The sequence below is a fragment of the Cobetia sp. cqz5-12 genome, from assembly GCF_016495405.1.
Lineage (GTDB): Bacteria > Pseudomonadota > Gammaproteobacteria > Pseudomonadales > Halomonadaceae > Cobetia.
This window is the reverse complement of sequence record NZ_CP044522.1, coordinates 2,888,323-2,909,743: the sequence shown is the minus strand read 5'-3', so window position 1 is coordinate 2,909,743 and position 21,421 is coordinate 2,888,323. Positions and strand designations below refer to the sequence as shown.

21 protein-coding genes and 3 tRNA genes are annotated in these 21,421 nt (G+C 58.8%); 19 read left to right on the top strand and 5 right to left on the bottom strand.

The window, feature by feature from the left end; genetic code table 11:
• Positions 1 to 113 precede the first annotated feature (113 nt).
• The 6 genes from glpK (at position 114) to F8A90_RS12135 (ending at position 3,966) form a co-directional block, all read left to right on the top strand.
• A complete protein-coding gene (glpK, locus tag F8A90_RS12160; RefSeq protein ID WP_200017315.1) occupies positions 114 to 1,646 on the top strand; it encodes a glycerol kinase GlpK in 1,533 nt (510 codons plus the stop codon).
• 2 nt (positions 1,647 to 1,648) lie between these two features.
• Positions 1,649 to 2,371, top strand: a complete 723-nt coding sequence (locus tag F8A90_RS12155; RefSeq protein ID WP_052384798.1) for an MIP/aquaporin family protein — start codon at positions 1,649 to 1,651, stop codon at positions 2,369 to 2,371.
• Between the two features lie 216 nt (positions 2,372 to 2,587).
• A complete protein-coding gene (locus F8A90_RS12150; RefSeq protein ID WP_166018589.1) occupies positions 2,588 to 3,310 on the top strand; it encodes an MIP/aquaporin family protein in 723 nt (240 codons plus the stop codon).
• A 338-nt stretch (positions 3,311 to 3,648) separates the two neighbouring features.
• Positions 3,649 to 3,725 (top strand) — tRNA-Val (locus F8A90_RS12145).
• Between the two features lie 37 nt (positions 3,726 to 3,762).
• A tRNA-Val gene (locus F8A90_RS12140) sits at positions 3,763 to 3,839 on the top strand.
• A gap of 50 nt (positions 3,840 to 3,889) precedes the next feature.
• Positions 3,890 to 3,966: transfer RNA gene (locus tag F8A90_RS12135), tRNA-Val, on the top strand.
• Positions 3,967 to 4,050: 84 nt separating this feature from the next.
• Here F8A90_RS12135 and F8A90_RS12130 read toward each other — a convergent pair.
• The 5 genes from F8A90_RS12130 to F8A90_RS12110 form a co-directional block, all read right to left on the bottom strand.
• Positions 4,051 to 5,025, bottom strand: coding sequence for an alpha/beta hydrolase (locus tag F8A90_RS12130; protein ID WP_200017314.1), 975 nt, complete (start codon positions 5,023 to 5,025; stop codon positions 4,051 to 4,053).
• Positions 5,026 to 5,189: 164 nt separating this feature from the next.
• Complete coding sequence (locus F8A90_RS12125; protein ID WP_200017313.1) at positions 5,190 to 5,678, bottom strand: GAF domain-containing protein; 489 nt, start codon at positions 5,676 to 5,678, stop codon at positions 5,190 to 5,192.
• Positions 5,679 to 5,880: 202 nt separating this feature from the next.
• Entirely contained in the window at positions 5,881 to 6,699 is an 819-nt protein-coding gene (locus tag F8A90_RS12120; protein ID WP_200020017.1) for a MetQ/NlpA family ABC transporter substrate-binding protein, read from the bottom strand.
• Positions 6,700 to 6,859: 160 nt separating this feature from the next.
• Complete coding sequence (locus F8A90_RS12115) at positions 6,860 to 7,513, bottom strand: methionine ABC transporter permease (protein WP_200017312.1); 654 nt, start codon at positions 7,511 to 7,513, stop codon at positions 6,860 to 6,862.
• Positions 7,494 to 8,537 (bottom strand): methionine ABC transporter ATP-binding protein, encoded by a 1,044-nt coding sequence (locus tag F8A90_RS12110; protein ID WP_200017311.1) that lies wholly within the window; start codon positions 8,535 to 8,537, stop codon positions 7,494 to 7,496. The genes F8A90_RS12115 and F8A90_RS12110 overlap by 20 nt, the downstream gene beginning before the upstream one ends.
• 623 nt (positions 8,538 to 9,160) lie before the next feature.
• On the opposite strand from F8A90_RS12110, the gene F8A90_RS12105 reads away from it, so the two are divergent.
• The 13 genes from F8A90_RS12105 to F8A90_RS12045 all read left to right on the top strand — a co-directional run bounded on the left by F8A90_RS12105 (position 9,161) and on the right by F8A90_RS12045 (position 21,344).
• On the top strand, positions 9,161 to 9,772 hold the full coding sequence (locus F8A90_RS12105) for a riboflavin synthase (protein WP_054557313.1): 612 nt from the start codon (positions 9,161 to 9,163) through the stop codon (positions 9,770 to 9,772).
• Positions 9,773 to 10,071: 299 nt separating this feature from the next.
• Entirely contained in the window at positions 10,072 to 11,373 is a 1,302-nt protein-coding gene (locus F8A90_RS12100) for an NCS2 family permease (protein WP_107336316.1), read from the top strand.
• Positions 11,373 to 11,918: an adenine phosphoribosyltransferase gene (locus tag F8A90_RS12095; RefSeq protein WP_166018584.1), complete on the top strand. Its 546-nt coding sequence runs from the start codon at positions 11,373 to 11,375 to the stop codon at positions 11,916 to 11,918. The genes F8A90_RS12100 and F8A90_RS12095 overlap by 1 nt, the downstream gene beginning before the upstream one ends.
• 171 nt (positions 11,919 to 12,089) lie before the next feature.
• A complete protein-coding gene (gene gpt, locus F8A90_RS12090) occupies positions 12,090 to 12,587 on the top strand; it encodes a xanthine phosphoribosyltransferase (RefSeq protein ID WP_043335607.1) in 498 nt (165 codons plus the stop codon).
• Between the two features lies 1 nt (position 12,588).
• Positions 12,589 to 13,287 (top strand): uracil-DNA glycosylase, encoded by a 699-nt coding sequence (gene ung / locus F8A90_RS12085; protein WP_200017310.1) that lies wholly within the window; start codon positions 12,589 to 12,591, stop codon positions 13,285 to 13,287.
• A 39-nt stretch (positions 13,288 to 13,326) separates the two neighbouring features.
• Complete coding sequence (locus tag F8A90_RS12080) at positions 13,327 to 14,010, top strand: glycosyltransferase family 25 protein (RefSeq protein ID WP_166018582.1); 684 nt, start codon at positions 13,327 to 13,329, stop codon at positions 14,008 to 14,010.
• Positions 14,011 to 14,029: 19 nt separating this feature from the next.
• On the top strand, positions 14,030 to 14,869 hold the full coding sequence (locus F8A90_RS12075) for a polysaccharide pyruvyl transferase family protein (protein WP_233593314.1): 840 nt from the start codon (positions 14,030 to 14,032) through the stop codon (positions 14,867 to 14,869).
• Positions 14,870 to 14,996: 127 nt separating this feature from the next.
• Positions 14,997 to 15,605, top strand: coding sequence for a sulfotransferase family 2 domain-containing protein (locus F8A90_RS12070; RefSeq protein ID WP_200017308.1), 609 nt, complete (start codon positions 14,997 to 14,999; stop codon positions 15,603 to 15,605).
• 71 nt (positions 15,606 to 15,676) lie between these two features.
• Positions 15,677 to 16,891 carry a glycosyltransferase family 4 protein gene (locus tag F8A90_RS12065; RefSeq protein ID WP_200017307.1) on the top strand — a complete coding sequence of 405 codons (1,215 nt, stop codon included), beginning with the start codon at positions 15,677 to 15,679 and terminating at the stop codon, positions 16,889 to 16,891.
• Between the two features lie 176 nt (positions 16,892 to 17,067).
• Positions 17,068 to 17,697 carry a sulfotransferase family 2 domain-containing protein gene (locus F8A90_RS12060; protein WP_200017306.1) on the top strand — a complete coding sequence of 210 codons (630 nt, stop codon included), beginning with the start codon at positions 17,068 to 17,070 and terminating at the stop codon, positions 17,695 to 17,697.
• A 196-nt stretch (positions 17,698 to 17,893) separates the two neighbouring features.
• On the top strand, positions 17,894 to 18,523 hold the full coding sequence (gene upp / locus F8A90_RS12055) for a uracil phosphoribosyltransferase (protein ID WP_043335602.1): 630 nt from the start codon (positions 17,894 to 17,896) through the stop codon (positions 18,521 to 18,523).
• A 121-nt stretch (positions 18,524 to 18,644) separates the two neighbouring features.
• The gene (locus tag F8A90_RS12050) at positions 18,645 to 19,931 is read left to right on the top strand and encodes a uracil-xanthine permease family protein (RefSeq protein ID WP_200017305.1); all 1,287 of its coding nucleotides are present in this window, start codon (positions 18,645 to 18,647) and stop codon (positions 19,929 to 19,931) included.
• A gap of 189 nt (positions 19,932 to 20,120) precedes the next feature.
• Positions 20,121 to 21,344, top strand: coding sequence for a glycosyltransferase (locus F8A90_RS12045; RefSeq protein ID WP_233593313.1), 1,224 nt, complete (start codon positions 20,121 to 20,123; stop codon positions 21,342 to 21,344).
• Positions 21,345 to 21,421 lie beyond the last annotated feature (77 nt).

Sequence of the window (21,421 nt, the reverse complement as noted above, 5' to 3'; positions counted from 1 at the left end):
CAACCCGCTTTCTCCTGTCGCCCTCACATGATACCCGAGCCAATATAGTGAAGTACCGCAGTCTCCGCTGACGTGTACTCTCAGAAGCAGCCTCGAAGCCAAGGACAGTCATAATGTCTAGCCCCAAGCCAGAGAAAGACTCTCGCGTCGATGGACCCACGCGCATTCTCGCGATCGACCAGGGTACCACCAGCTCCCGCGCCATCCTGTTCGATCGTGAAGGGACGGTGACAGGTCTGGCACAGGAAGAATTTCCGCAGCATTTCCCGGACAGCGGTTGGGTCGAGCACAACGTCGATGATATCTGGGGGTCAGTGAAGCGCACCGTGCGTCAGTCGCTGATCAATACCAATGTCGGCGCCGAGCAGGTGGCCGCCATCGGGATCACCAACCAGCGTGAGACCACCATCGTCTGGGACCGCGAGACCGGCGTGCCGGTCTACAACGCCATCGTCTGGCAGGACCGCCGCACCCACGAATACTGCCGTGAGCTTTCCGATGCCGGTCATGGTGACATGATCCAGCAGAAGACCGGCCTGCTGATCGACCCGTATTTCTCCGCGACCAAGCTGCGCTGGATTCTCGAGAATGTCGAAGGCGTTCGCGCGCGTGCCGAGAAGGGCGAGCTGGCCTTCGGTACCGTCGACAGCTACCTGATCTGGAAGCTGACCGCTGGCAAGCGTCACGTCACCGATGCCACCAACGCATCGCGTACTTGCCTGTTCAACATCGTCGATCAGTGCTGGGACAGTGAGCTGCTGGAGCTGTTCGGCATCCCGGAATCCCTGCTGCCGCAAGTGCTGGATTCCAGTGATGATTTCGGCATCACCGATCCGCAGCTGTTCGGTGCGGCGATGCCGATTCGCGGCGTGGCCGGCGATCAACAGGCGGCGCTGGTCGGTCAGGCCTGCTTCACGCCCGGCATGAGCAAGAGCACCTACGGCACTGGCTGCTTCATGATCATGAACACCGGCGAGAAGATGGAGCTGTCGCGCAATCGTCTGCTGACCACGGTGGGTTATCGCCTCAATGGCAAGCCGACCTATGCCATGGAGGGCAGCATCTTCGTGGCGGGTGCTACCGTGCAGTGGCTGCGTGACGGTCTGAAGCTGTTCTCGGATGCCTCCGAGACCGAACCGTTGGCGCGGGCGGCCAAGGCCGACCACGGCGTCTACATGGTGCCGGCCTTCACTGGCCTGGGGGCACCGCACTGGGACCCGCAGGCGCGTGGCGCGATTCTGGGGCTGACCCGTGGCACCGGCATCACCGATATCGTGGCGGCCGGTCTGCAGTCAGTCTGTTATCAGACGCGTGACCTGCAGGAGTGCATGCTGGATGACGTGGCCATCAACTGCGCGAATCTGCGCGTGGATGGCGGCATGGTCAGCAATAACTGGGTGATGCAGTTCCTGTCTGACATGCTGGGCGTGAAGGTGGATCGTCCGCGCGTGCTGGAAACCACGGCGCTGGGCGTCGCGTATCTGGCTGGCCTGCATATCGGCTGGTATGACAGCCTGGATGAGATCAGCGAGCTGTGGCATTGCGAGCGTACCTTCGCGCCGGAAATGGCGGAAGAGCAGCGTGAGCGCCTCTACGCCGGCTGGTTGGAAGCGGTAGAAAGAGTGAAAAGCGACGGAGGCCACTGAGCATGTGGACCGATGTCATGACGGGCGAGTTTCTCGGCTGTCTGTTCCTTATCCTGTTCGGCGGTGGCGTGGTCGCCAATGTGGTGTTGTCTGACACCAAGGGCAATGGTTCCGGTTGGATCGTGATCACCACCGGCTGGGGCTTTGCCGTGATGATCGGCGTGTTCGTGGCCGTCTCGACCGGTTCGCCCCAGGCGGACCTCAACCCGGCGGTGACCCTGGCCAAGTATCTGCTCGGGGTACATGCCACTCTCATGGATGTGGCGCGGCATGTCATCGCGCAGATGCTGGGCTGTTTCGCCGGTGCCGTGATGGTGTGGCTGGCCTATCTGCCGCATTGGAAGCGTACCAGCGATGCTGGCCTCAAACGGGCAGTGTTCTGCACGGATCCGGCAGTTGAATGTCGTCTGGGCAATATGCTCAGCGAAGTGATCGGTACCGTGGTGCTGATCTTCGGTATCGGTGCCATCGTCGGTTCAGGCACCATCAGCGCTGGCCTGCTGCCGTATCTGGTCGGCATGCTGGTGTGGGCCATCGGCCTCTCGCTGGGTGGCGCGACCGGCTATGCCATCAACCCGGCGCGTGACCTGGGGCCGCGCATCGCACACTCCTTGTTGCCGATCCACGGCAAGGGCGCCTCCGGCTGGGGCTATGCCTGGGTGCCGATCGCCGGTCCCCTGGCAGGGGCCTTGATCGCAGCCTCCATGTGGCATCTGCTGCTGTAACAAATCCTTGCCGCAATCTGCTGGTGAAGTTCCCTGCACCTGTGGCACTGTAACCAGTCTTCGCCCCGTCCCTCGACGGGGCGAAGTCATTTCGGGTCTTCGCCTTTTCTTGCCATCACTTGGCGATAGCATCACTCCATCGTCATGGGGCGCGTTCGTGCGGGCGAGAGATGGCGGTAGACGACTGACAGGGGGCAAGTGGCGGAGGTCATCAAGATGTGGACTGACGTCATGACGGGCGAGTTTCTGGGCACCACCTTCATGATTCTGCTGGGGGGTGGCGTGGTCGCCAATGCGATGCTCAGGGGCACCAAGGGAGCGGGTTCCAGCTGGCTGATGATCAATGCCGGCTGGGGATTTGCCGTGATGGTCGGGGTGCTGGTCTCGACCTCGACAGGGTCGCCCTATGGCGATCTCAATCCGGCGGTGACGATGGCGAAATACCTGTTGGGCGTGCATACCGATGAGCTCAAGGTCGCCAGGATGATGCTGGCGGAGCTGCTCGGCTGCTTCATGGGAGCGGTGCTGGTGTGGGCGGCCTATTACCCGCACTGGGAGGTGACCCGAGACCCGCTGCGCAAACGCGCGGTCTTCTGTACTGACCCGGCAGTGGCCAACAAGACGGCCAATGTCATCAGTGAGGCGATCGCGACAGTGGTACTCATCTTCGCCATCGGCAGCATGGTCAACAGTGAGCTGATCACGGATCGGGTATTGCCGTATCTCATCGGCGCGCTGGTGTGGGCCATCGGTCTGTCACTGGGTGGCCCGACCGGCAATGCGATGAATCCGGCGCGTGATCTGGCGCCGCGCTTCGCGCATTGGGTGTTGCCGATTGCCGGCAAGGGCAGTTCGGGCTGGCAGTATGCCTGGGTGCCCATCGCTGGCCCCTTGCTGGGGGCTGTATTGGCAGCTGTGCTGCGTCGGGTCTTTTTCTAGCAGTCCAGGCCCTGCAGCCAGTCATTGCCGTATCTGTGCGCTGCCAGCCAACCTTGTATCGTTCGACAAGAGCGGCTGGCGGTGCCGGGCCGGACAAGTAAATGGGTGAGTCCTTTCAGGCCTGGCCATGATGACGTGCCTCGCTTGCGTGCCTTGCGCGCCGCGAACCATGGCCGCTCTTTACCCGCGCTTTTTACCTGATCCTGGCAAGGTAGATTGGCGAGAAAATTTTTTATCATCAGGGGGTTGCATCAAAACAGGAGTTGCGTAGAATACGTCCTCGCTGACAGGGCAAAGCACTTCGCATCACACTGCTTCGCTTTTCAGCATGCTGACATAGGACCATAGCTCAGTTGGTTAGAGCGCCACGTTGACATCGTGGAGGTCGGCGGTTCAAATCCGCCTGGTCCTACCAGCATCGGCACTGATGGCAACATCACGCCACTTGATTCAGGACCATAGCTCAGTTGGTTAGAGCGCCACGTTGACATCGTGGAGGTCGGCGGTTCAAATCCGCCTGGTCCTACCAAGCCGTTCCACGGTATGTTTCAAGTGCTTTTGTGTCATCTGCCACACTTCAGGACCATAGCTCAGTTGGTTAGAGCGCCACGTTGACATCGTGGAGGTCGGCGGTTCAAATCCGCCTGGTCCTACCAGATTCCAGAAAACGCCCGGCTCATCGAGTCGGGCGTTTTCGTGTGCGTGTCATGAAAGTCTGCCGCAGGACTGGTGTGCGCCGCTCAGGCAAGCGTAGCGTCGAGGAATTCGCGTGCTTCCTTGAGAGCGGCATTGGCAGCGCTCAGCAGTGGGGCGAAACCGACGAACACATGCGGCATGTTCGGCCACAGGCTGAGCGTGACAGGTGAGCCACAATCCTGCGCCTGCGCGGCGTAGCGACGACTGTCATCGAGCAGGATCTCCGCCTCACCGCACTGGATCAGCGTCGGAGGCAGGTCAAACAGATTTCCCTCCAGCGGCGAGATGCGCGGATCGCTCATGTCGGTGCCGTCCTGCACATAGGCCATGCTCACGAAGGGCAGCAGATTGGGGTCGAGGATCGGGTCCACCTCGGCCTTGCGCGACAGCGAGGCGCTGCCCCAGCTGAGGTCGGTGGCGGGCGAGAAGGCGATCACTGCATCCGGCAGCCGTTCGCCTGCACTCTTGAGTGCATTCAGGGCCGCCAGTGTGAGGTTGCCGCCCGCGCTGTCACCGGCCAGCAGCAGGTGGTCCTGCGGGTATTCGTCACATAGCCAGCGCCACGCGGCCAACACGTCCTGCAGGCCGGCCGGGAAGGCGGCCTCTGGCGCGAGACGATAATCCAGGGTGTAGGTCTCGGCGCGTGCCGCACGGCCCAGACGGCTGGCCAGCGGGCGGTGACCGGCAGGTGAGCCTGCGATCCAGCTGCCACCATGTACATACAGCAGGTGACGCGGGCGCGCTGGTGCGTCATCGGGTGCCGGCAACACCTCACAGACACGCTCTCCCTCGCCGCCTGGCACCATCGCGAGGCGCGGTGTCACGCCGGTGTCGAGAATGCTGGCGTCGGCGGCGAAGTAAGCCTCAAGCAGGGTGCGCTTGGCGCCGAGGTCATTGCCGGTGCGCGCCGTGAACGCCTTGATGCGCTCGAGATGCTTGATGACCTGCTCAAGCCCGGCATGGGCGTCATCGTGATTCTGGAGAGAAGCTTCTGCATGAGGAGGTGCGGTCGCTGGCATGTTCTGCTCCTGTCAGGTCAGAGGAATCTTCACGTTACACCTCGTCAAGGGTTACGCAAGTGGCAGGGTGGCACAACGCAAACCGCCCGCGGTGCGGGTAAGCACGGCGGGCGGCAGGGCATGAAACTGCAGGCAAGCCGACCTCTTCAGACAGGCTGACCGATTCAGACAGGAACGCTGTCGAAATCGCTGGAGGCGATGAAGATCTCGACCAGGCGCTCGATGCCGGCCTGGTCTTCCTCTTCGAAGCGCTCAGGGCTTGGGCTATCCAGATCCAGCACACCCCACAGCACTTGCTGGCCGTCCTGCTCGATGAGCACCGGAATCACCAGCTCGCTGCGCGAAGCGGCATCACAGGCAATATGGCCCGGGAAGGCGTGCACGTCCGCGACACGCTGGGTGGTGCGCTCGGTGGCGGCGGCGCCACACACGCCCTTGGTGAAGGGAATCGGGTGGCAGGCCGGCTGACCTTGGAACGGTCCGAGGTGCAGAACCTGCGGCTGACGTTGCACATAGAAGCCTGCCCAGTTGAGGTTCTCCACCGTCATGTTGATGAAGGCAGCCGTCTGGGAGGCGTTGGTCAGCCAGTCGCGAGTGTCGAGAATGGCGTCCAGCTGGCGCGCCAGCAGTGAATAGTCGGGACGAGTGGCCATGAGGGCTCCTGAGGGATGGATAAGGTGGCGAGATGGCGCAAGGATGCGGTCGCGGGTCGCCTGTTTCAAGCGCGCTCTGCGTGTGCTTCTGCGCCGCCTCGGTAGCTGAACGTGATGGGGTGGTTCATCAATCAGATGCAAAAGCGCCGACCAGTGGTCGGCGCTCTGCGTTCAGGTGTCTGTCAATGACATGGGCTGAGTCTTACTTCCAGCCCGGCACCGCCGCGCCCTTGAACAGCTCTTCGGCCTTGGCTTCGACTTCCGGCGTCTGGTAGGCCTTGACCAGCTTCTGCACCTTCTCGCTGTCTTCATCACCCTGACGTACGACGATCAGGTTGACGTAGGGGGACTCGGCGCCTTCACGGATCAGCGCGTCTTCCGGCGCGAGGCCAGCCGGCTGTGCGAAGGTGTTGTTGATGAAGGCCAGGTCAACGTCCGGCAGGATGCGCGGCAGCTGGGCAGCTTCGATTTCCTTGAACTGGTAGTCATGCGGGTTCTTGGCGACGTCGATCGGGGTCGCTTCGAGATTGCTCTTGTCGGTCAGCTCGATCATGCCCAGGTCGTGCATCAGGATCAGGGAGCGGCCTTCGTTGGACGGGTCGTTCGGCAGGGCGATGGTCGCGCCGTCCGGCAGTTCGCTGATGTCCTCGTACTTCTCGGAATAGGCGCCGATCGGGTACACGAAGGTCTTGCCGGCGCTGGCGAACTTGTAGCCACGCTCACGCACCATGGATTCCATGTACGGCTGGTGCTGATAGGCATTGGCGTCCAGCGAGCCATCGGCCAGAGCGGCGTTCGGAGACACGTAGTCGGTGAACTCCGTGATCTCGACGTTCAGGTCGTACTTTTCCTTGGCGATCTCGGCCGCGACCTTCATCACCTCGGTTTCCGGGCCTGCGACGGTACCCATCTTGAGGGTGTTCTCGTCGGATGCGTCATTGCCGCAGCCAGCCAGCAGAGTGGCGCCGAGCAGGGTGGCGGCACCGGCAAGGCGCAGCGGGGAAGAAAGCGTGGTCAGCATGTTGCGCATCGATGTTCTCCTTGTGACCCAGCGTGACCGGCGAGGTCCGCGGGATATTATGAGTGACGGCTCATTGAGATGAACCGCCACGATACCGAAAGCCGTGTGGTTTGTAGATCGATCGCCACTGGTAGGTCAGTCGCCGCTCATGCAGCGACGCTTACTTGTGGTTCGATTTGCGCACCAGGTGATCCCCCAGACTCTGGAAGCCTTGCACCATGACCACCAGGATGACGACTGTCACCAGCATCACCATCGGGTCGAAGCGGTTGTAGCCGTATCGGATACCGAGATCGCCCAGGCCGCCGCCGCCGACGGTGCCGGCCATGGCGGAATAGCTGATCAAGGTGACCACGGTGATGGTCAGGCCATTGATGATGCCGCCGCGTGCTTCCGGCAGCAGCACCTTGGTGATGATCTGCATCGGCGTGGCGCCCATGGCCTGTGCGGCCTCGACCAGCCCCGGGCCGACTTCATTCAGCGCGCCTTCGATCAGGCGGGCGACGAAGGGAATGGAGGCGATGGTCAGCGGCACGATGGCGGCATTGGTGCCGATCGAGCTACCCGCGATCAGGCGCGTCAGCGGGATGATCGCCACCATCAGGATGATGAACGGCACCGAGCGACCGATGTTGGTGATGATGCTCAGCGCGTTGTTGAGTGCCGGTCGAGCGAGAATCTGACCGGGGCGCGAGGTGTAGAGTGCTACGCCCAGCGGAATGCCGAGTGCCGCGGAGATCAGGCCTGCCACCGCGACCATGTAAAGCGTCTCGAGGGTGGAGGTGAGAACGAGTTCAAGTAGTGCGGGTGACATGGCCGAGCACCTCCACTTTCAGGTCGTGGGATTCGAGATAATCGAGCGCTTGCCGGGTCTGGTGGCTGTCGCCCATCAGTTCGGCGATCATCAGGCCGAGAGTGCGGTCCTGGATGGACTCCACCTTGGCCTGCAGGATGCTGACATCCACCTGGCATTCACGCGCCAGTCGCGAAATCAGCGGTGTGGACACGGCATCACCACTGAAGGCCAGACGGACCACCGGATGGGTGTGAGGCCCTGCGCTGGCTTCGAGGCGATCGACCAGCGCGCGCGGCGGCTCCAGTTCCAGGAATTCATTGAGGAACTCGCGACCCAGTCGGGTCTGCGGCGCGGTGAAGAAATCGCCCACCGGCGCCACTTCCACCAGCTCGCCACCACTGATCAGGGCGACCTGATCACAGATGCTCTTGACCACTTCCATCTCGTGGGTGATCAGCAGGATGGTCAGGCCCAGCTTGGTGTTGATGTCCTTGAGCAGCTCAAGGATGGAAGCGGTGGTCTGCGGGTCAAGCGCCGAGGTGGCCTCGTCGCACAGCAATACCTTGGGGCGGCTGGCCAGCGCACGGGCGATGGCCACGCGCTGTTTCTGACCGCCGGACAGCTGGGCAGGATACTGGCCAGCCTTGTCGCTCAAGCCGGTCAGCTCCAGCAGTGGCTCGACGCGCTGTCTGATTTCGTCTTTCGAGACGCCAGCCAGCTCCAGCGGCAGCGCCACATTGGCGAAGACCGTGCGTGAGGAGAGCAGATTGAAGTGCTGGAAGATCATGCCGATCTGATGACGAGCGCTGCGCAGGGCGGACTCGTCGAGCTCGGTAAGTTCCTGGCCATCGACGACGACGCTGCCGGCGGTGGGGCGTTCGAGTAGATTGACGCAGCGAATCAGGGTCGACTTGCCGGCACCGGACAGGCCGATGACGCCGGTAATGGCGCCCTGAGGAACCGTGAGGCTGGCATCCTTGAGCGCGACCACGGCCTTGTCACCACTGCCGTAAGTCTTGGAGACGTTCTTGAGTGTGATCATGGGGGTCCGAGTGGTTAAGGCACCATCCGGATTGCGGGCGAAGGTCTGTAGAGGACAGAACGTTCTGCCTGCGTCTGCGCACATGGCAGACAGCGAAGAGGGGAGCGATCCAGTGGGGAGAAAAAAGACCACCCAAGACGGGTGGCCATCAACGCTGGACACACCCTTTTAGCAGAACTTGCACCCCGTGAGACCAGCTCTCGTGGTGGGCGCCCGCAATCCGGGTACAAATCGGCGCCAAACAGATTTGAGGCGCATTCTATCAGTCACCTTGGGGGTGTCAACGACTTTGGTCTTGCGCTGGCCGTTTATTCGAACTGTCGTTCGATATGGCAATTCGGCGATACGCTCTGTAAGCCATTTCTTACAAGAATCTTGTCGTGACGAGGGTTCCAACCACCAATGACGGCTTTCCTGTCTTGACGGTCAGCCGGGCAAGACTTGCGGCCCGTACTGGCTGCTCTGTGTTCACGCAGCCCAACGGCCGGCATCGCCAGCATGTCGGCGGGAAGTCCACCATGCTAGGATTTCGGCTGGGCATGCCAGTTATCTCGCTGCTGCATGCCGTCCCTTATTCATGGCTTCTCGACAGCAAGAAGCAGCAGTGCAAGGAAAGATCACGCATGTTCACGGGTATCGTACAAGGCATGGCGGAAGTGGTGGCCATTGAAGAACGCACTGACTTTCGCACGCATCAAGTCCGATTGCCGGCGGGGTTGGAGGCGGGGCTGGAGCTGGGGGCCTCGGTGGCCCATAACGGTTGCTGTCTGACCGTGACGGCACTTGAGGGTCAACTGGCGAGTTTTGACCTGATGCGCGAGACGCTGCGTCTGACCAATCTGGGTGAGCTCGAGGTGGGCAGCGTCGTGAACGTGGAGCGAGCGGCACGCTTCGGCGACGAGATCGGCGGGCACTCCATGTCTGGTCATGTCATGGCGATGGTGACCATCGATGCCATCGAGGCCACCGCCGACAATCGTCGTATCTGGTTCCAGGCGCCGGCCGAGCTGATGCGTTTCCTGTTCGACAAGGGCTACGTGGGACTTGACGGTGTCAGCCTGACGATCGGCGAGGTGCAGGGCACACGCTTCTGCGTCAATCTGATTCCGGAGACCCTGGAGCGGACCCTGATGGGAGTCCGTGCCGTCGGTGATCAGGTCAACCTTGAAGTCGACCCGCAGACCCAGGCCATCGTCGAGACCGTCGAGCGGGTCATGGCCTCCCGTCTGGCATGAGGCTTGCAGGTCTGCAGCGGATCAACTCATTGGCATGACGCCAGAACTCGTCTGACTGGTCAGGAAATATGCCGGGAATGCTCGATTCGCTGCAGACCTTTGGGTACCATGTTGCGCCTTTCGATGCCCTGCCGCTGGCGGGGCATCGTGGTTCAGGCAGGCTGAACAGGGGAAAGCTTCATTCATCGCCCTGTGCGGCATACCTGTCCGAGCGAGTTCGTCTTGATCTGCTGATTCTGACAATCACCGACCACTGCGCCTTGCCGGACAGGCACTGCTCAAGGATAGGGGCTACCTCAATGCTGGAACGTCTTTTCAAGCTCTCCGAGCACGGTACCAATGTGCGTACCGAAGTCATCGCAGGATTTACCTCCTTCCTCGCGATGGCCTATATCATCTTTGTGGCCCCCTCGATGCTGGCCTCCACCGGCATGGATCACGGCGCCGTGTTCGTCGCGACCTGTCTGGCGGCAGCCATCGGCTGTCTGATCATGGGCCTCTATGCCAATTACCCGATCGCGCTGGCACCGGGCATGGGGCTGACGGCCTTCTTCACCTATACGGTCGCCGGTCAGATGGGCGTGCCCTGGCAGGTCGCGCTGGGCGCGGTCTTCCTGTCCGGGGTGAGCTTCTTCCTGCTCTCCGCCTTCAAGATTCGCGAATGGATCATCAATGCCATTCCCGCTTCGCTGAAGACCGGCATCGCCGCGGGCATCGGCCTGTTCATGGCGATCATCGCCCTGCAGGGCAGCGGCATCGTCGTCGACGCCCCGGGCACACTGGTCACGCTGGGTGACCTGTCCTCGCCGGCGGCCATGTATGCATTGCTTTCGTTCTTCCTGATCGTCGCACTGTCCTACCGCAAGGTGATCGGCGCGGTGATGATCGGCATACTGCTCGTCACGCTGCTGGCGACCCTGACCGGCAACAACGATTTCCACGGCTTTGCCTCGATGCCGCCTAGCATGCTGCCGACGCTGGCGGAGCTCGATATCGCTGGCGCCTTCAATCTGGGCATGGTGTCGATCATCTTTGCCTTCCTGTTCGTCGACCTGTTCGACACCTCGGGCACGCTGATCGCCGTCTCCCAGCAGGCTGGCCTGACCAATGAGCGTGGCCACCTTCCGCGTCTGGGGCGGGCCTTGATGGCAGACTCCAGCGCCACCATGGTCGGCTCTGTGATGGGCACCTCGAACGTGACCAGCTACATCGAATCCGCCACCGGCGTGGCGGCCGGCGGTCGCACCGGCCTGACGGCTGTCGTCGTGGCCGGTCTCTTCCTCGTCAGCCTGTTCCTGTCGCCGCTGGCGACCTCCATTCCGGCCTTCGCCACTGCCGGTGCGCTGCTGTATGTCGCTTGCCTGATGACGGGCGGTCTGGCACGCATCGACTGGAACGACATTACTGAAGCGGCACCGGTGGTGATCGCCACCCTGGTGATGCCGCTGACCTACTCGATTGCCAACGGGATCGCGCTGGGCTTCATCAGCTACGCCGTGATCAAGCTGTTCTCCGGCCGTTATCGTGATCTGAGCCCGGGGCTGGTGATTCTCGCCATCCTGTTCGCCTGCAAATACCTGTTCCTCGACGGAGCCCTCTAATGAGCATCTACAGCGACTACATCAAGTCTGTCATCCGCACCGTGCCGGACTGGCCCCAGCCGGGTGTCAACTTCCGTGACATCACGCCGGTACTGCAGAATTCCGCCGCGTTCCGCAAGCTGATCGACTCCTTCGTGCATCGCTATCAGGAGATGGAAATCGACGCCATCGCCGCCATCGATGCACGCGGGTTCATCATCGGTGCACCGTTGGCCTATGAACTGGGCTGCAGCTTTGTGCCGGTGCGCAAGAAGGGCAAGCTGCCGTTCAAGACCATCAGCGAGACCTACACGCTGGAATACGGTGAGTCTACCGTCGAGCTGCACTCCGATGCCTTCCGTGAAGGTGATCGCATTCTGGTGATGGACGACCTGATCGCCACCGGCGGCACCATGCTGGCGGCCTGCAAGCTGATCGAGCGCACTGGTGGTGTGGTCGTCGAGACGGCAGCCATCATCGATCTGCCGGAAATCGGCGGTTCCGCGCGCATTCGTGAAGAAGGCCACAGTGTCTTCGCGGCGTGCAGCTTTACCGAATCCGAGTAATGTCGGCTTGACGCGATGGCCCTGTCTTCTGGCAGGGCCATCGTCGTTGCTGCGGGCAACGAATCTCAGGCCCTCGTCTGCGCTCTAGCGTGGCTGAGTGGATCTTCCCCTTGTGCGGTGGCGCGCCAGCCACCATGCTTTCCTTCTGTTTCGTCATTGCGAGTGACCCACATGTCTTCCGAACGCTACCACGACCACTTCATCGTCTCCTGGGACCAGCTGCACCGTGATGTGCGCGCGCTATGTCACGACCTCAGCGGTCGCGATTTCAAGGGCATCATCGCCATCACCCGCGGTGGCCTGATTCCGGCCGGCCTGATCGCTCGCGAACTGGGTATCCGTCACATCGATACCGTATGCATCAAGAGCTATCACGACCACATGGAGCAGGGTGGTCTGGAAGTGGTCAAGGGCGTCGACCACGACGGTGACGGCTGGCTGCTGGTCGATGACCTGGTCGACACCGGCAACACCGCACGTGCGGTGCGTGACATGCTGCCCAAGGCGCACTTCGTGACCGTCTATGCCAAGCCGGAAGGGCGTCCGCTGGTCGATGGCTTCATCACCGAAGTGCCGCAGAACTGCTGGATCCAGTTCCCGTGGGACATGGGCATCGCCTACGTCGAGCCGATCGCCGAGCAGCTCAAGAAGCAAGAGAGCGATAGCTGACATGCCGTTGGAGACTGCCGCGACTGGCCGCTCCGAGGTGTTGCCTGCCGATTGGCAGGCGCATCTTGGCCAAGAGTTCCAGGCTGACTACATGCAGCGTCTGCGCGACTTTCTGCGCGCCGAGAAAGATGCCGGCAAGGTCATCTATCCGCATTCCGATGATTGGTTCCGTGCCTTCTGGTTGACGCCGCTCTCCAACGTCAAGGTGGTGATCCTCGGCCAGGACCCGTACCACGGTCCGGGCCAGGCGCACGGACTGTGCTTCTCGGTACGTCCCGGCGTACGCCCCCCGCCTTCGCTGAAGAACATCTACAAGGAACTGGCCACCGATGTCGGCTTTGAACCCGTCGATCACGGCTTCCTGGAAAGCTGGGCGAAGCAGGGTGTCCTGCTGCTCAACAGCGTGCTGACCGTCGAGCAGGGCAAGGCCGCCTCGCATCAAAAGCAGGGGTGGGAACAATTCACCGACCGCGCCATCGACGTGATCAACCAGCACTGCCAGGGTGTCGTCTTCCTGCTCTGGGGCAGTCATGCCCAGAAGAAGGCCCGCGCTGTAGACACCCAGAAGCACCTGGTGCTCCACGCGCCGCACCCATCCCCCCTCGCAGCGCACCGCGGTTTCTTCGGTTCTCGCCACTTCTCGCAAGCCAACGCCTGGCTGGAAGCACGCGGGGAAGAGCCGATCGACTGGCAGCTATAATATACAATTGTGACAAGTTTCTAGGGAAAGCCGCCAAGGATGAACAAGAGTCAACAGACACTCGAGGTGGATGGGGTATTTTGTATCAGCCTCAAAGAGCGGGAAGACCGCCGGGAACATCTACAGAAAGAGTTTTTACCGCTAGGCTTGGATATCGAGTTTTATCTTGCCGAGCGTGATGTGGATAATCCTGAGCGTGGATGTTACGAGTCACATCGTACCTGCGCAGCAATGGCCATGGAGAGAGGTTATCAACGAGTCTTGATCCTTGAAGATGATGCTACTCTTGCCATGCCGGCTGAAAGTGTAATAGCACGTATCAATTGTTTCTTGAAAATACGAAACCCGGAAATTTTTTACCTTGGTGGCATGCTGGGAAGGATGTGGTTGATTCCTTTTGCGGGCGTGGTTAGAGCCAAGCTGACGGGAGGGCATGCCTATATGCTGTCTCGTAAAGGTATGAAGAAGATCATTGATAAGCCTTATTCAAAAAAAGCGGTAGATAGTTTCTACGCGACTGAATATAAGGCTTATGCCGTTTATCCTCTTTTTTGCGATCAGCTTCCAGAATCGGATGTCAAAAGTGATATCGCTGATTATCGAATTGAAACGAAAGGGGGAGGCAGCTACAAAGACGATGAATACTGGAATCTCAATTCAAGAAAGCAGGAAGTAGCGTTGCGTAGGGATATGTGGAGAACCTTATGTGGACGATGGCTTTAATGTTTCAGGAGATGGTCAATTGAAAGCATACTGGTGGCGATCGGCGAATGGTGGATGTAATTTTGGTGATGAAATCACATCTATCATTCTGGATAGACAGTTTCATATCGCTCATTCCATCTCGAATGTCGATGAGGCAGATTTGATCTCTGTTGGCAGTATTTTAAATAAGCTCGTCAACAATAAAGCGATTTCTTCACGAAATAGAAAGATTCATGTTGTAGGGTCTGGGCTTATTTCTCCATATGTCAAACATGCCTCTTTGTTCAAGCGAATGAAGCCAATGGGCAGGACATTTGGCAAATCTGTTGTTATTCATTCTGTACGTGGGTATATGACTCAGCAGGTGCTCACTTCATTGGGAGAAAAAGAATATCCTGTCGGTGATCCAGGTCTCATGCTCCCTTTGATTTATGATACAGATCCAGACAAGACTTATAGAATAGGATTTATTCCTCATATCTCGACTATTGATAGTCCGGAGTGGGAAAATGTGTGTGCTCGTGTAGGTGACAGTATAATAATAGATTTCCGCACGGATGATCTTGAATCTATTGTTACTCAGATAAAATCCTGCGAAATCATTGTAAGTCAGAGTCTACATGGCTTGATCATAGCGGATGCCTATGGAATCCCGAATTGCTGGTTCTATGATGGTCCTCTCCATTCTGGAGGTAAGTTCAAATTTTATGATTATTTCTCCTCTGTTGGCCGTAGCTTTACCCTGAGGTTTTGTTCTTTCAATGAGATAAATGCTGCCGACATCAATAGGTACGCGGATAAAATCGATCCTAATGTCATATGCAGCTTGCAGTCGGATATAGTCAAGAGTTTTGAGGAAGCCTTGCATCAAATATAAACTTGTATTGATCAATTATATTTTACTGATCCCGCTAGAAATGTAATGTGTATGTACTTGCATACTCTATGCAATATTCCTCCTTTTTCGTAGGCGAGAATGATCTTCTCGGATATCAGGAGGGGGAATGCGCAATAAAGCAGGTGGTGAGTTTCGAAGGTGTTTCAATAAGAATAAGTGTATCTTTGTCGGAGTGCCAAGAGTAGGAAGTGAATCTATCTTCTTGGCTCTGGGGGATGAGTACGTTAAGAATAGGGAGTATCATGATTACCGGTTTTATCAGAAAATAGATCCCTCTCTTTTTAATCAATATTTTAAGTTCGCTTTCGTTCGTCACCCACTGGATAGATTGTTTTCGGCTTATCAGTATTTAAGGCATTCTGGTAACCATAGTCAGAGCCACAAAGTGCTATCTGAAGAGCTACGACAATATCCAACTTTCGATGCGTTCGTCCTGAATGGCTTGACTGAAGAAAAATTCAAATCTCATTCGCTTTTTATTCCTCAGTCGCATTTCATTGTTGATGATAATGACAGGGTGATAATGGACTATGTGGGTAGATTTGAGAATTTTGAGGAAAGTTTAAGTCATGTTCTTAGTCACCTTGGCATTAAACAAGGTCGAGCGCACAACAAGCGATGGCTGACAAGCTGTTCAATAAAGTGTGATGAGAGTACTGTCAATGTTGTTCGTGATTTTTATTCAAGAGATTTTGATAATTTCAATTACGAGTAGTCAGAACCAACACCGTCGATGATGGATCTGCCAACGCTATTCATTTCAGGATAATATATTTTGATCTTAATATGAGTAAAGTCCCTGTGTCCATGGTATTGCAAGGGCCTCGTGCGGGGCATCTCATCAGCCTCAAGAATCTGGGCGGGGCTGAGCGGACCTTCACCAACTTCTTTCGAATGGCCGCACGTGAGCGAGATCATCATGTGCTGCTGCAGACGCCCGAAATTCATCCGATGCTGCAGTCTGAATATGTGGACTTTGCCGGTCGGGTGCATGACATAAAGCGTTATTGCGGCATCAAGCTTCCTCGGCAGTTGCCTTGGCTCCGCGATACCTGCCAGGCGCGCATGCTGAATGACGAAGAGGTGCAGGCAATCGTGGTGTGGAACAAGCTGCGTAACCATCCGCTGCATTTCCCCGGTCACATCAGTCTCATTCACTACGAGCATGGCTCTGCCTGGTTCGTGGAGCCCACCTCTGATATCACGGACTATCTCTCTCGCCTCGATGGCATCATATGCAACTCCTTTGCAGCCAGTCGCATGTTGCAGTTGTCGCTTGGCATCAGTGAGTCCTTGCCATGTCGGGTGGTGCGCAATTCCATCGTACTGCCGCAGGTAGCCTCCGATCATCCGGTCGAGCGGTTCAGGATCGGTTTCGCAGGTCGTTTGACCGGACTCAAGGCGCCGGTGATCGCCATCGAGGCGTTGCGAGAGCTCAAGGCGAGTGTCCCCCATGCGGAGCTTTGGATCGCCGGCGAGGGAATATTGGAAGATGCCTTGAAGTCACTGGTCGTGAAGTGGGGGCTCGAGGAGAGTGTTCACTTCTGTGGTCTGTTGAATGACATGAGTGATTTCTATCCCTGCCTCGATGCCTTTGTGTGTCCTTCCTGGCGTGAACCTTTCGGTAATGTGGTGCAGGAAGCGCTGGCGCATGGTGTGCCTGCCATCGTCGGTAATGTGGATGGATTGCCGGAGCAGATCTCCCCGGGAGTCAATGGTGAAATTCTGTCGCCAAGCAGGCCCCGCGAATCGCTGGCTATCTATGGCGAGGATTTCATTACCGGTCCGGACAGAGTCTATAGCCCGGAGCAAGACGCCATCGTAGTCGCACAGGTGCTCGAACCGAGTGAAATCGCTCAGGTGCTGAAGCAATGGGCAGCAAGCCCGCAGCAGCGTAGAGAGATGGGCGCAGCTGCGCGCGCGATCGTTGCGAAAGATTTCTGCCAGCAGAAATACTGTCAGGGTATCGGCGACTTCATTGCTGAGGTGGTGGCTGGGTGACCATTGCTGGCGATATCGGCCGCAGGTCAGCCACCTTCATGGCTGGCCTGTCTTGCCTCGCCATTGCCCTTTGACGAGTGTACTGAAGTTTCCTTGCACTTTATTCCGGTAAGCTGAAGCCACAATGGATTTTTCGTACATTGGGGGGCTGTCATCAGTGGCTGGTGACGAACCACATGAACAGGATTGATATGATGTGGCGAAGCAATGACTTTCCTTATCGCAAACACTTTACGCGTAACAAGTGCATCTTCATTCATATTCCCAAGGCTGCCGGAACATCAGTCCTCGCCGCCTTGGGGAAGACGAAGGAAAAAGGGCGTGATCATGTCTCCTGGCAGGTTTACAAGAAGGCCAGTTCCAGAAAATTCGCCCGTTATTACAAATTCACCTTTGTCAGAAATCCCTACGATCGTGCCCTGTCAGCGTATCGCTATATATTAAGTGGTGGCAATCAAGGCAAGCAGGATCTCGCCATTGCCAAGGAGATGGCGGAATATTCAGATTTTGATGATTTTGTCGCACGTGGCTTGTGGCAAGGCGCTTTTCGTAGTCACCTCCTGTTTCTCTCGCAATCCTCTTTTGTCATGGATGGAAACGAGACCTTGATGGTGGATTTTCTGGGGCATTTCGAAACCCTGGACAAGGATTTCCAGCAGGTTGCCAACAAGCTGGGCATCAACGGCGAGATTGCACATCGCAACAAGGGGAGTGGGGAGGCGGGGGACGGCATGACAGCGGCGACCCGCGAGAAGCTGGCCATTCTCTATGCACAGGATTTCGTCAACTTCGGTTACACGCCTTGAGCAAGTGGCAGGCGGGAGGTCGCCAGTCCATTTGCGGCGCTTTCTCTGCTGTAACCTGAAGGCGAGAGCCTTAACTTGTAAGCCTGCTTCCGCTAGAATGCGCTCAATTTACCAGCCTTCCCGCTGCTATCGTCCGAGCCGGCGGGGGTAGTGCTGCGTATCGTTTGCACCATCTTCTGTCCCAAGAGGTATTTCCATGAGCGTCCATGCCATCAATCATCCACTGGTCCAGCACAAGCTCGGCCTGATGCGTGCAGCAGGCATCAGCACCAAGAGCTTCCGTGAGCTGGCCAGTGAGGTCGCCAAGTTGTTGACCTATGAGGCAACCCAGGACCTGGAGCTGGAAACTACCACCATTGATGCCTGGAGTGGCAACGAGCTGGATGTCCAGACCATCAAGGGCAAGAAAGTGACCATCGTCCCGATCCTGCGTGCCGGCCTGGGCATGCTGGATGGCGTGACGGATCTGATCCCCCCGGCACGCATCAGCGTCGTGGGTCTGTACCGTGATGAAGAGACGCTGGAGCCGGTGCCGTATTTCGAGAAGTTTGTGTCAGACCTCGACGAGCGTCTGGCCATCGTGATCGACCCGATGCTGGCGACCGGCGGTTCCATGATCGCCACGCTGGACATGCTCAAGGCCAAGGGCTGCCAGCAGATCAAGGTCATCGTGCTGGTCGCGGCACCGGAAGGGATTGCCAAGGTGCAGGAGTCCTACCCGGACATCGAGATCTACACCGCCTCCGTCGATGACCGTCTCGATGAGAACGGTTACATCGTGCCGGGTCTCGGCGATGCCGGTGACAAGATCTTCGGCACGCGCTGAGCGCCCGCCAGTGATGACAACGCCCTGCGCATCCGCGCGGGGCGTTTTTGTATCTGTCTGACCTGTCTGAGCAGTCAGGATCAGGCGGTTGATTCCTCCGCTTGTGAAAAGAAGTGCTTCCATGTCGTCTTCATCACCGTCCTCTGAAACCTCCTCTCCCCATGAGTCGTCTGCCCATGTGTCCTTGCCGGAACAGGAAGGGTTCTCGCTGACGACTCTCATCACCGGCGCGCAGATGCTGTTCGTTGCCTTTGGTGCGCTGGTACTGGTCCCGCTGCTGACCGGACTCGACCCCAACGTTGCCCTGTTCACGGCCGGTGTCGGCACCCTGGTCTTCCAGTGCGTGACCAAGGCCAGCGTGCCGGTCTTCCTCGCCTCATCGTTTGCCTTCATCGCGCCTATCCAGAGCTCGGTCGCGAACTTCGGCATTCCTGCCACCATGGGTGGTTTGTTCGTCGCGGGACTGGTCTATGTATTGCTGGCGCAATGCATTCGCCTCAAGGGTGTCGGTATCGTGCATCGCCTGCTGCCGGCCGTGGTGGTCGGTCCGGTGATCATGGTCATCGGCCTGGCGCTGGCACCGACGGCGGTGCAGATGGCCACCGGCGAGTTCAGCGACAACATCTCGCATGCCCAGGCGCTGACATTGTCATTGGCCAGTCTTGGCGTGACGCTGGTGCTGTCGATCTTCGGGCGTGGCATGTTGCGCCTGGTGCCGATCCTCGGCGGTATCCTGACGGGATATGTACTGGGGCTGTTGATGGGAGTGATCGATCTCTCGCCGGTGCATGCGGCTGAGTGGCTGGCGCTGCCCAGCTTCACTGCACCGACCTTCGAATTTTCCGCCATTCTGTTCATGATTCCCGTCGCCATCGCGCCTGCCGTCGAGCACATCGGCGACATGGTGGCGATCGGCTCGGTGACACGGCGCGATTACCTGAAAAAGCCGGGGCTGCATCGCACGCTGCTCGGTGACGGCCTGGCGACGTCGGCGGCGTCACTGTTCGGCGGTCCGCCCAATACCACCTATTCCGAAGTGACCGGCGCGGTGATGCTGACTCGCAACTTCAATCCGCGCGTGATGACGGTCGCGGCCTGTGTCGCGATCTCGCTGGCCTTCATCGGCAAGGTCGGCGCCGTGCTGCAGACGATTCCCACGCCGGTGATGGGCGGCATCATGTGCCTGCTGTTCGGCTCGATCGCGGTGGTCGGCATGAACACGCTGGTGCGCGCGGGGGATTCACTGACCGCACCGCGCAATCTGGTGATCGCCTCCTTGATCCTGGTGTTCGGGATCGGTGGCATGCAGGTCGGTGGTGGTCAGTTCACGCTGCAGGGCGTGAGCCTGGCCGCCATTCTGGGCATCGTGCTCAACCTGATTCTGCCGCCGGCGAAAGAGGGGGAATGATTATCATCTGATGAGTGGTGGCAGGGAACATTTCCGCGAATGACGGTTCAGATAAATGCAACTCCCGTGTGCTGAGCGACTGGCACATGGGAGTTGCATTTTTCGTTTCCCACCAGACGCCAGCTATCGTTTTCGCATGTCTTGCACGCGGCACAAAGCGGTACTGGCGGACATTCGAAGGAGTGATGCTTGCGTACCCTGGTCGTAGTGAGAAGCCTGAAAATGGGTGGCATGGAGCGAGTGGCGGTCAATCTTGCCGACAGTCTGGCCGCGAATGATCACGAGACGCATATGGTCATCTGGCGCGGTCGTGATCAGGTGCTTGAGCCGCAGGATACCAGCGTTCAGCAGCACATCGTGCCGATTCAGCAGCGCGTCCAGCGCTCAGTCGGCGGCGCCCTGACGACACTGGCCTCACGTCTGGTGCTCAATCCCGTGATCCGTCGCTCCAATTTCGTGTGGGTCGGCAAGGCCGGGGGCGAGGAATTCGCTGCTTGGCTCGAGGAATTCGAGCAGGAGCACGGCAGGGTTGACCGCATCATCTTCCGTGGCCTGGGGACCTTCGAGCAGGTGTGGGGGTTCAAGGATTCCCGAGCACGTTACGTGCTGGAAAATCGCGTCAACTTTACCGGCCCGCAGTGGAAGCAGCGCATGTTTGCCCGCTGTCTGCTGGAGGACAAGCATCTGGTGGCGGTATCTGACGATGTGGCGCAAGGGGCCCGAGACATTGCTCGCCAGCATGGGGTGACACCGGCGCATATCGAGACGATCGTCAATGCCTGCCCGATCTCCCGTATACGCGAGCAGGCCGCCATGGATGAGCCGGATATCCCCGCTGAGCCCTTCATTCTCAATGTGGCGCGTCTGGTGCCGCAGAAAGACCATGCCCTGTTGCTCGAGGCTTATGCCCTGGCCAATCCGAAGGAGCCGCTGGTGATCGTGGGGGCGGGCAATTGCCGGGAAGCCCTGGAAACCCAGGCTGAGAGGCTTGGCATCGCCGAGCGGGTGATCTTCGCCGGTCAGCGTGACAACCCCTATGCCTGGATGCGTGCCGCCAAGCTGTTCGTGCTCAGCTCGCGTGTCGAGGGCATGGGGATCGTACTGATGGAGGCGCTTGCCTGTGGCACACCGGTCGTATCGGTGGATTGCCGTGGCGGGATACGCGAGATCCTCAAGGGCGAGCTGGAACACGCCATCGCGCCGCATTCCGCCGAAGGCCTCGCGCGCCGCATGAACGAATTGTTGGCAGAGGAGGGCTATCCGATTCGCGAGGAATGGTTGGCAGATTTCTGCCCGCACACCATGGTGGAGCGTTTCCTGGCCGAGCCGGCCACCAATGATCCCTGGGATGAGGTGCGCGAGCAGTCGCCTGATGCTGCGGGCCGCCCTCACTCCCGCGCTGCAAGAATCTAGCGACGTGCGTTACACCAACTCGGTCGAGCTGGCTTGAGTCTTGTTGGTCAGGGTCATATCGGCCCGGTTATGCTGGC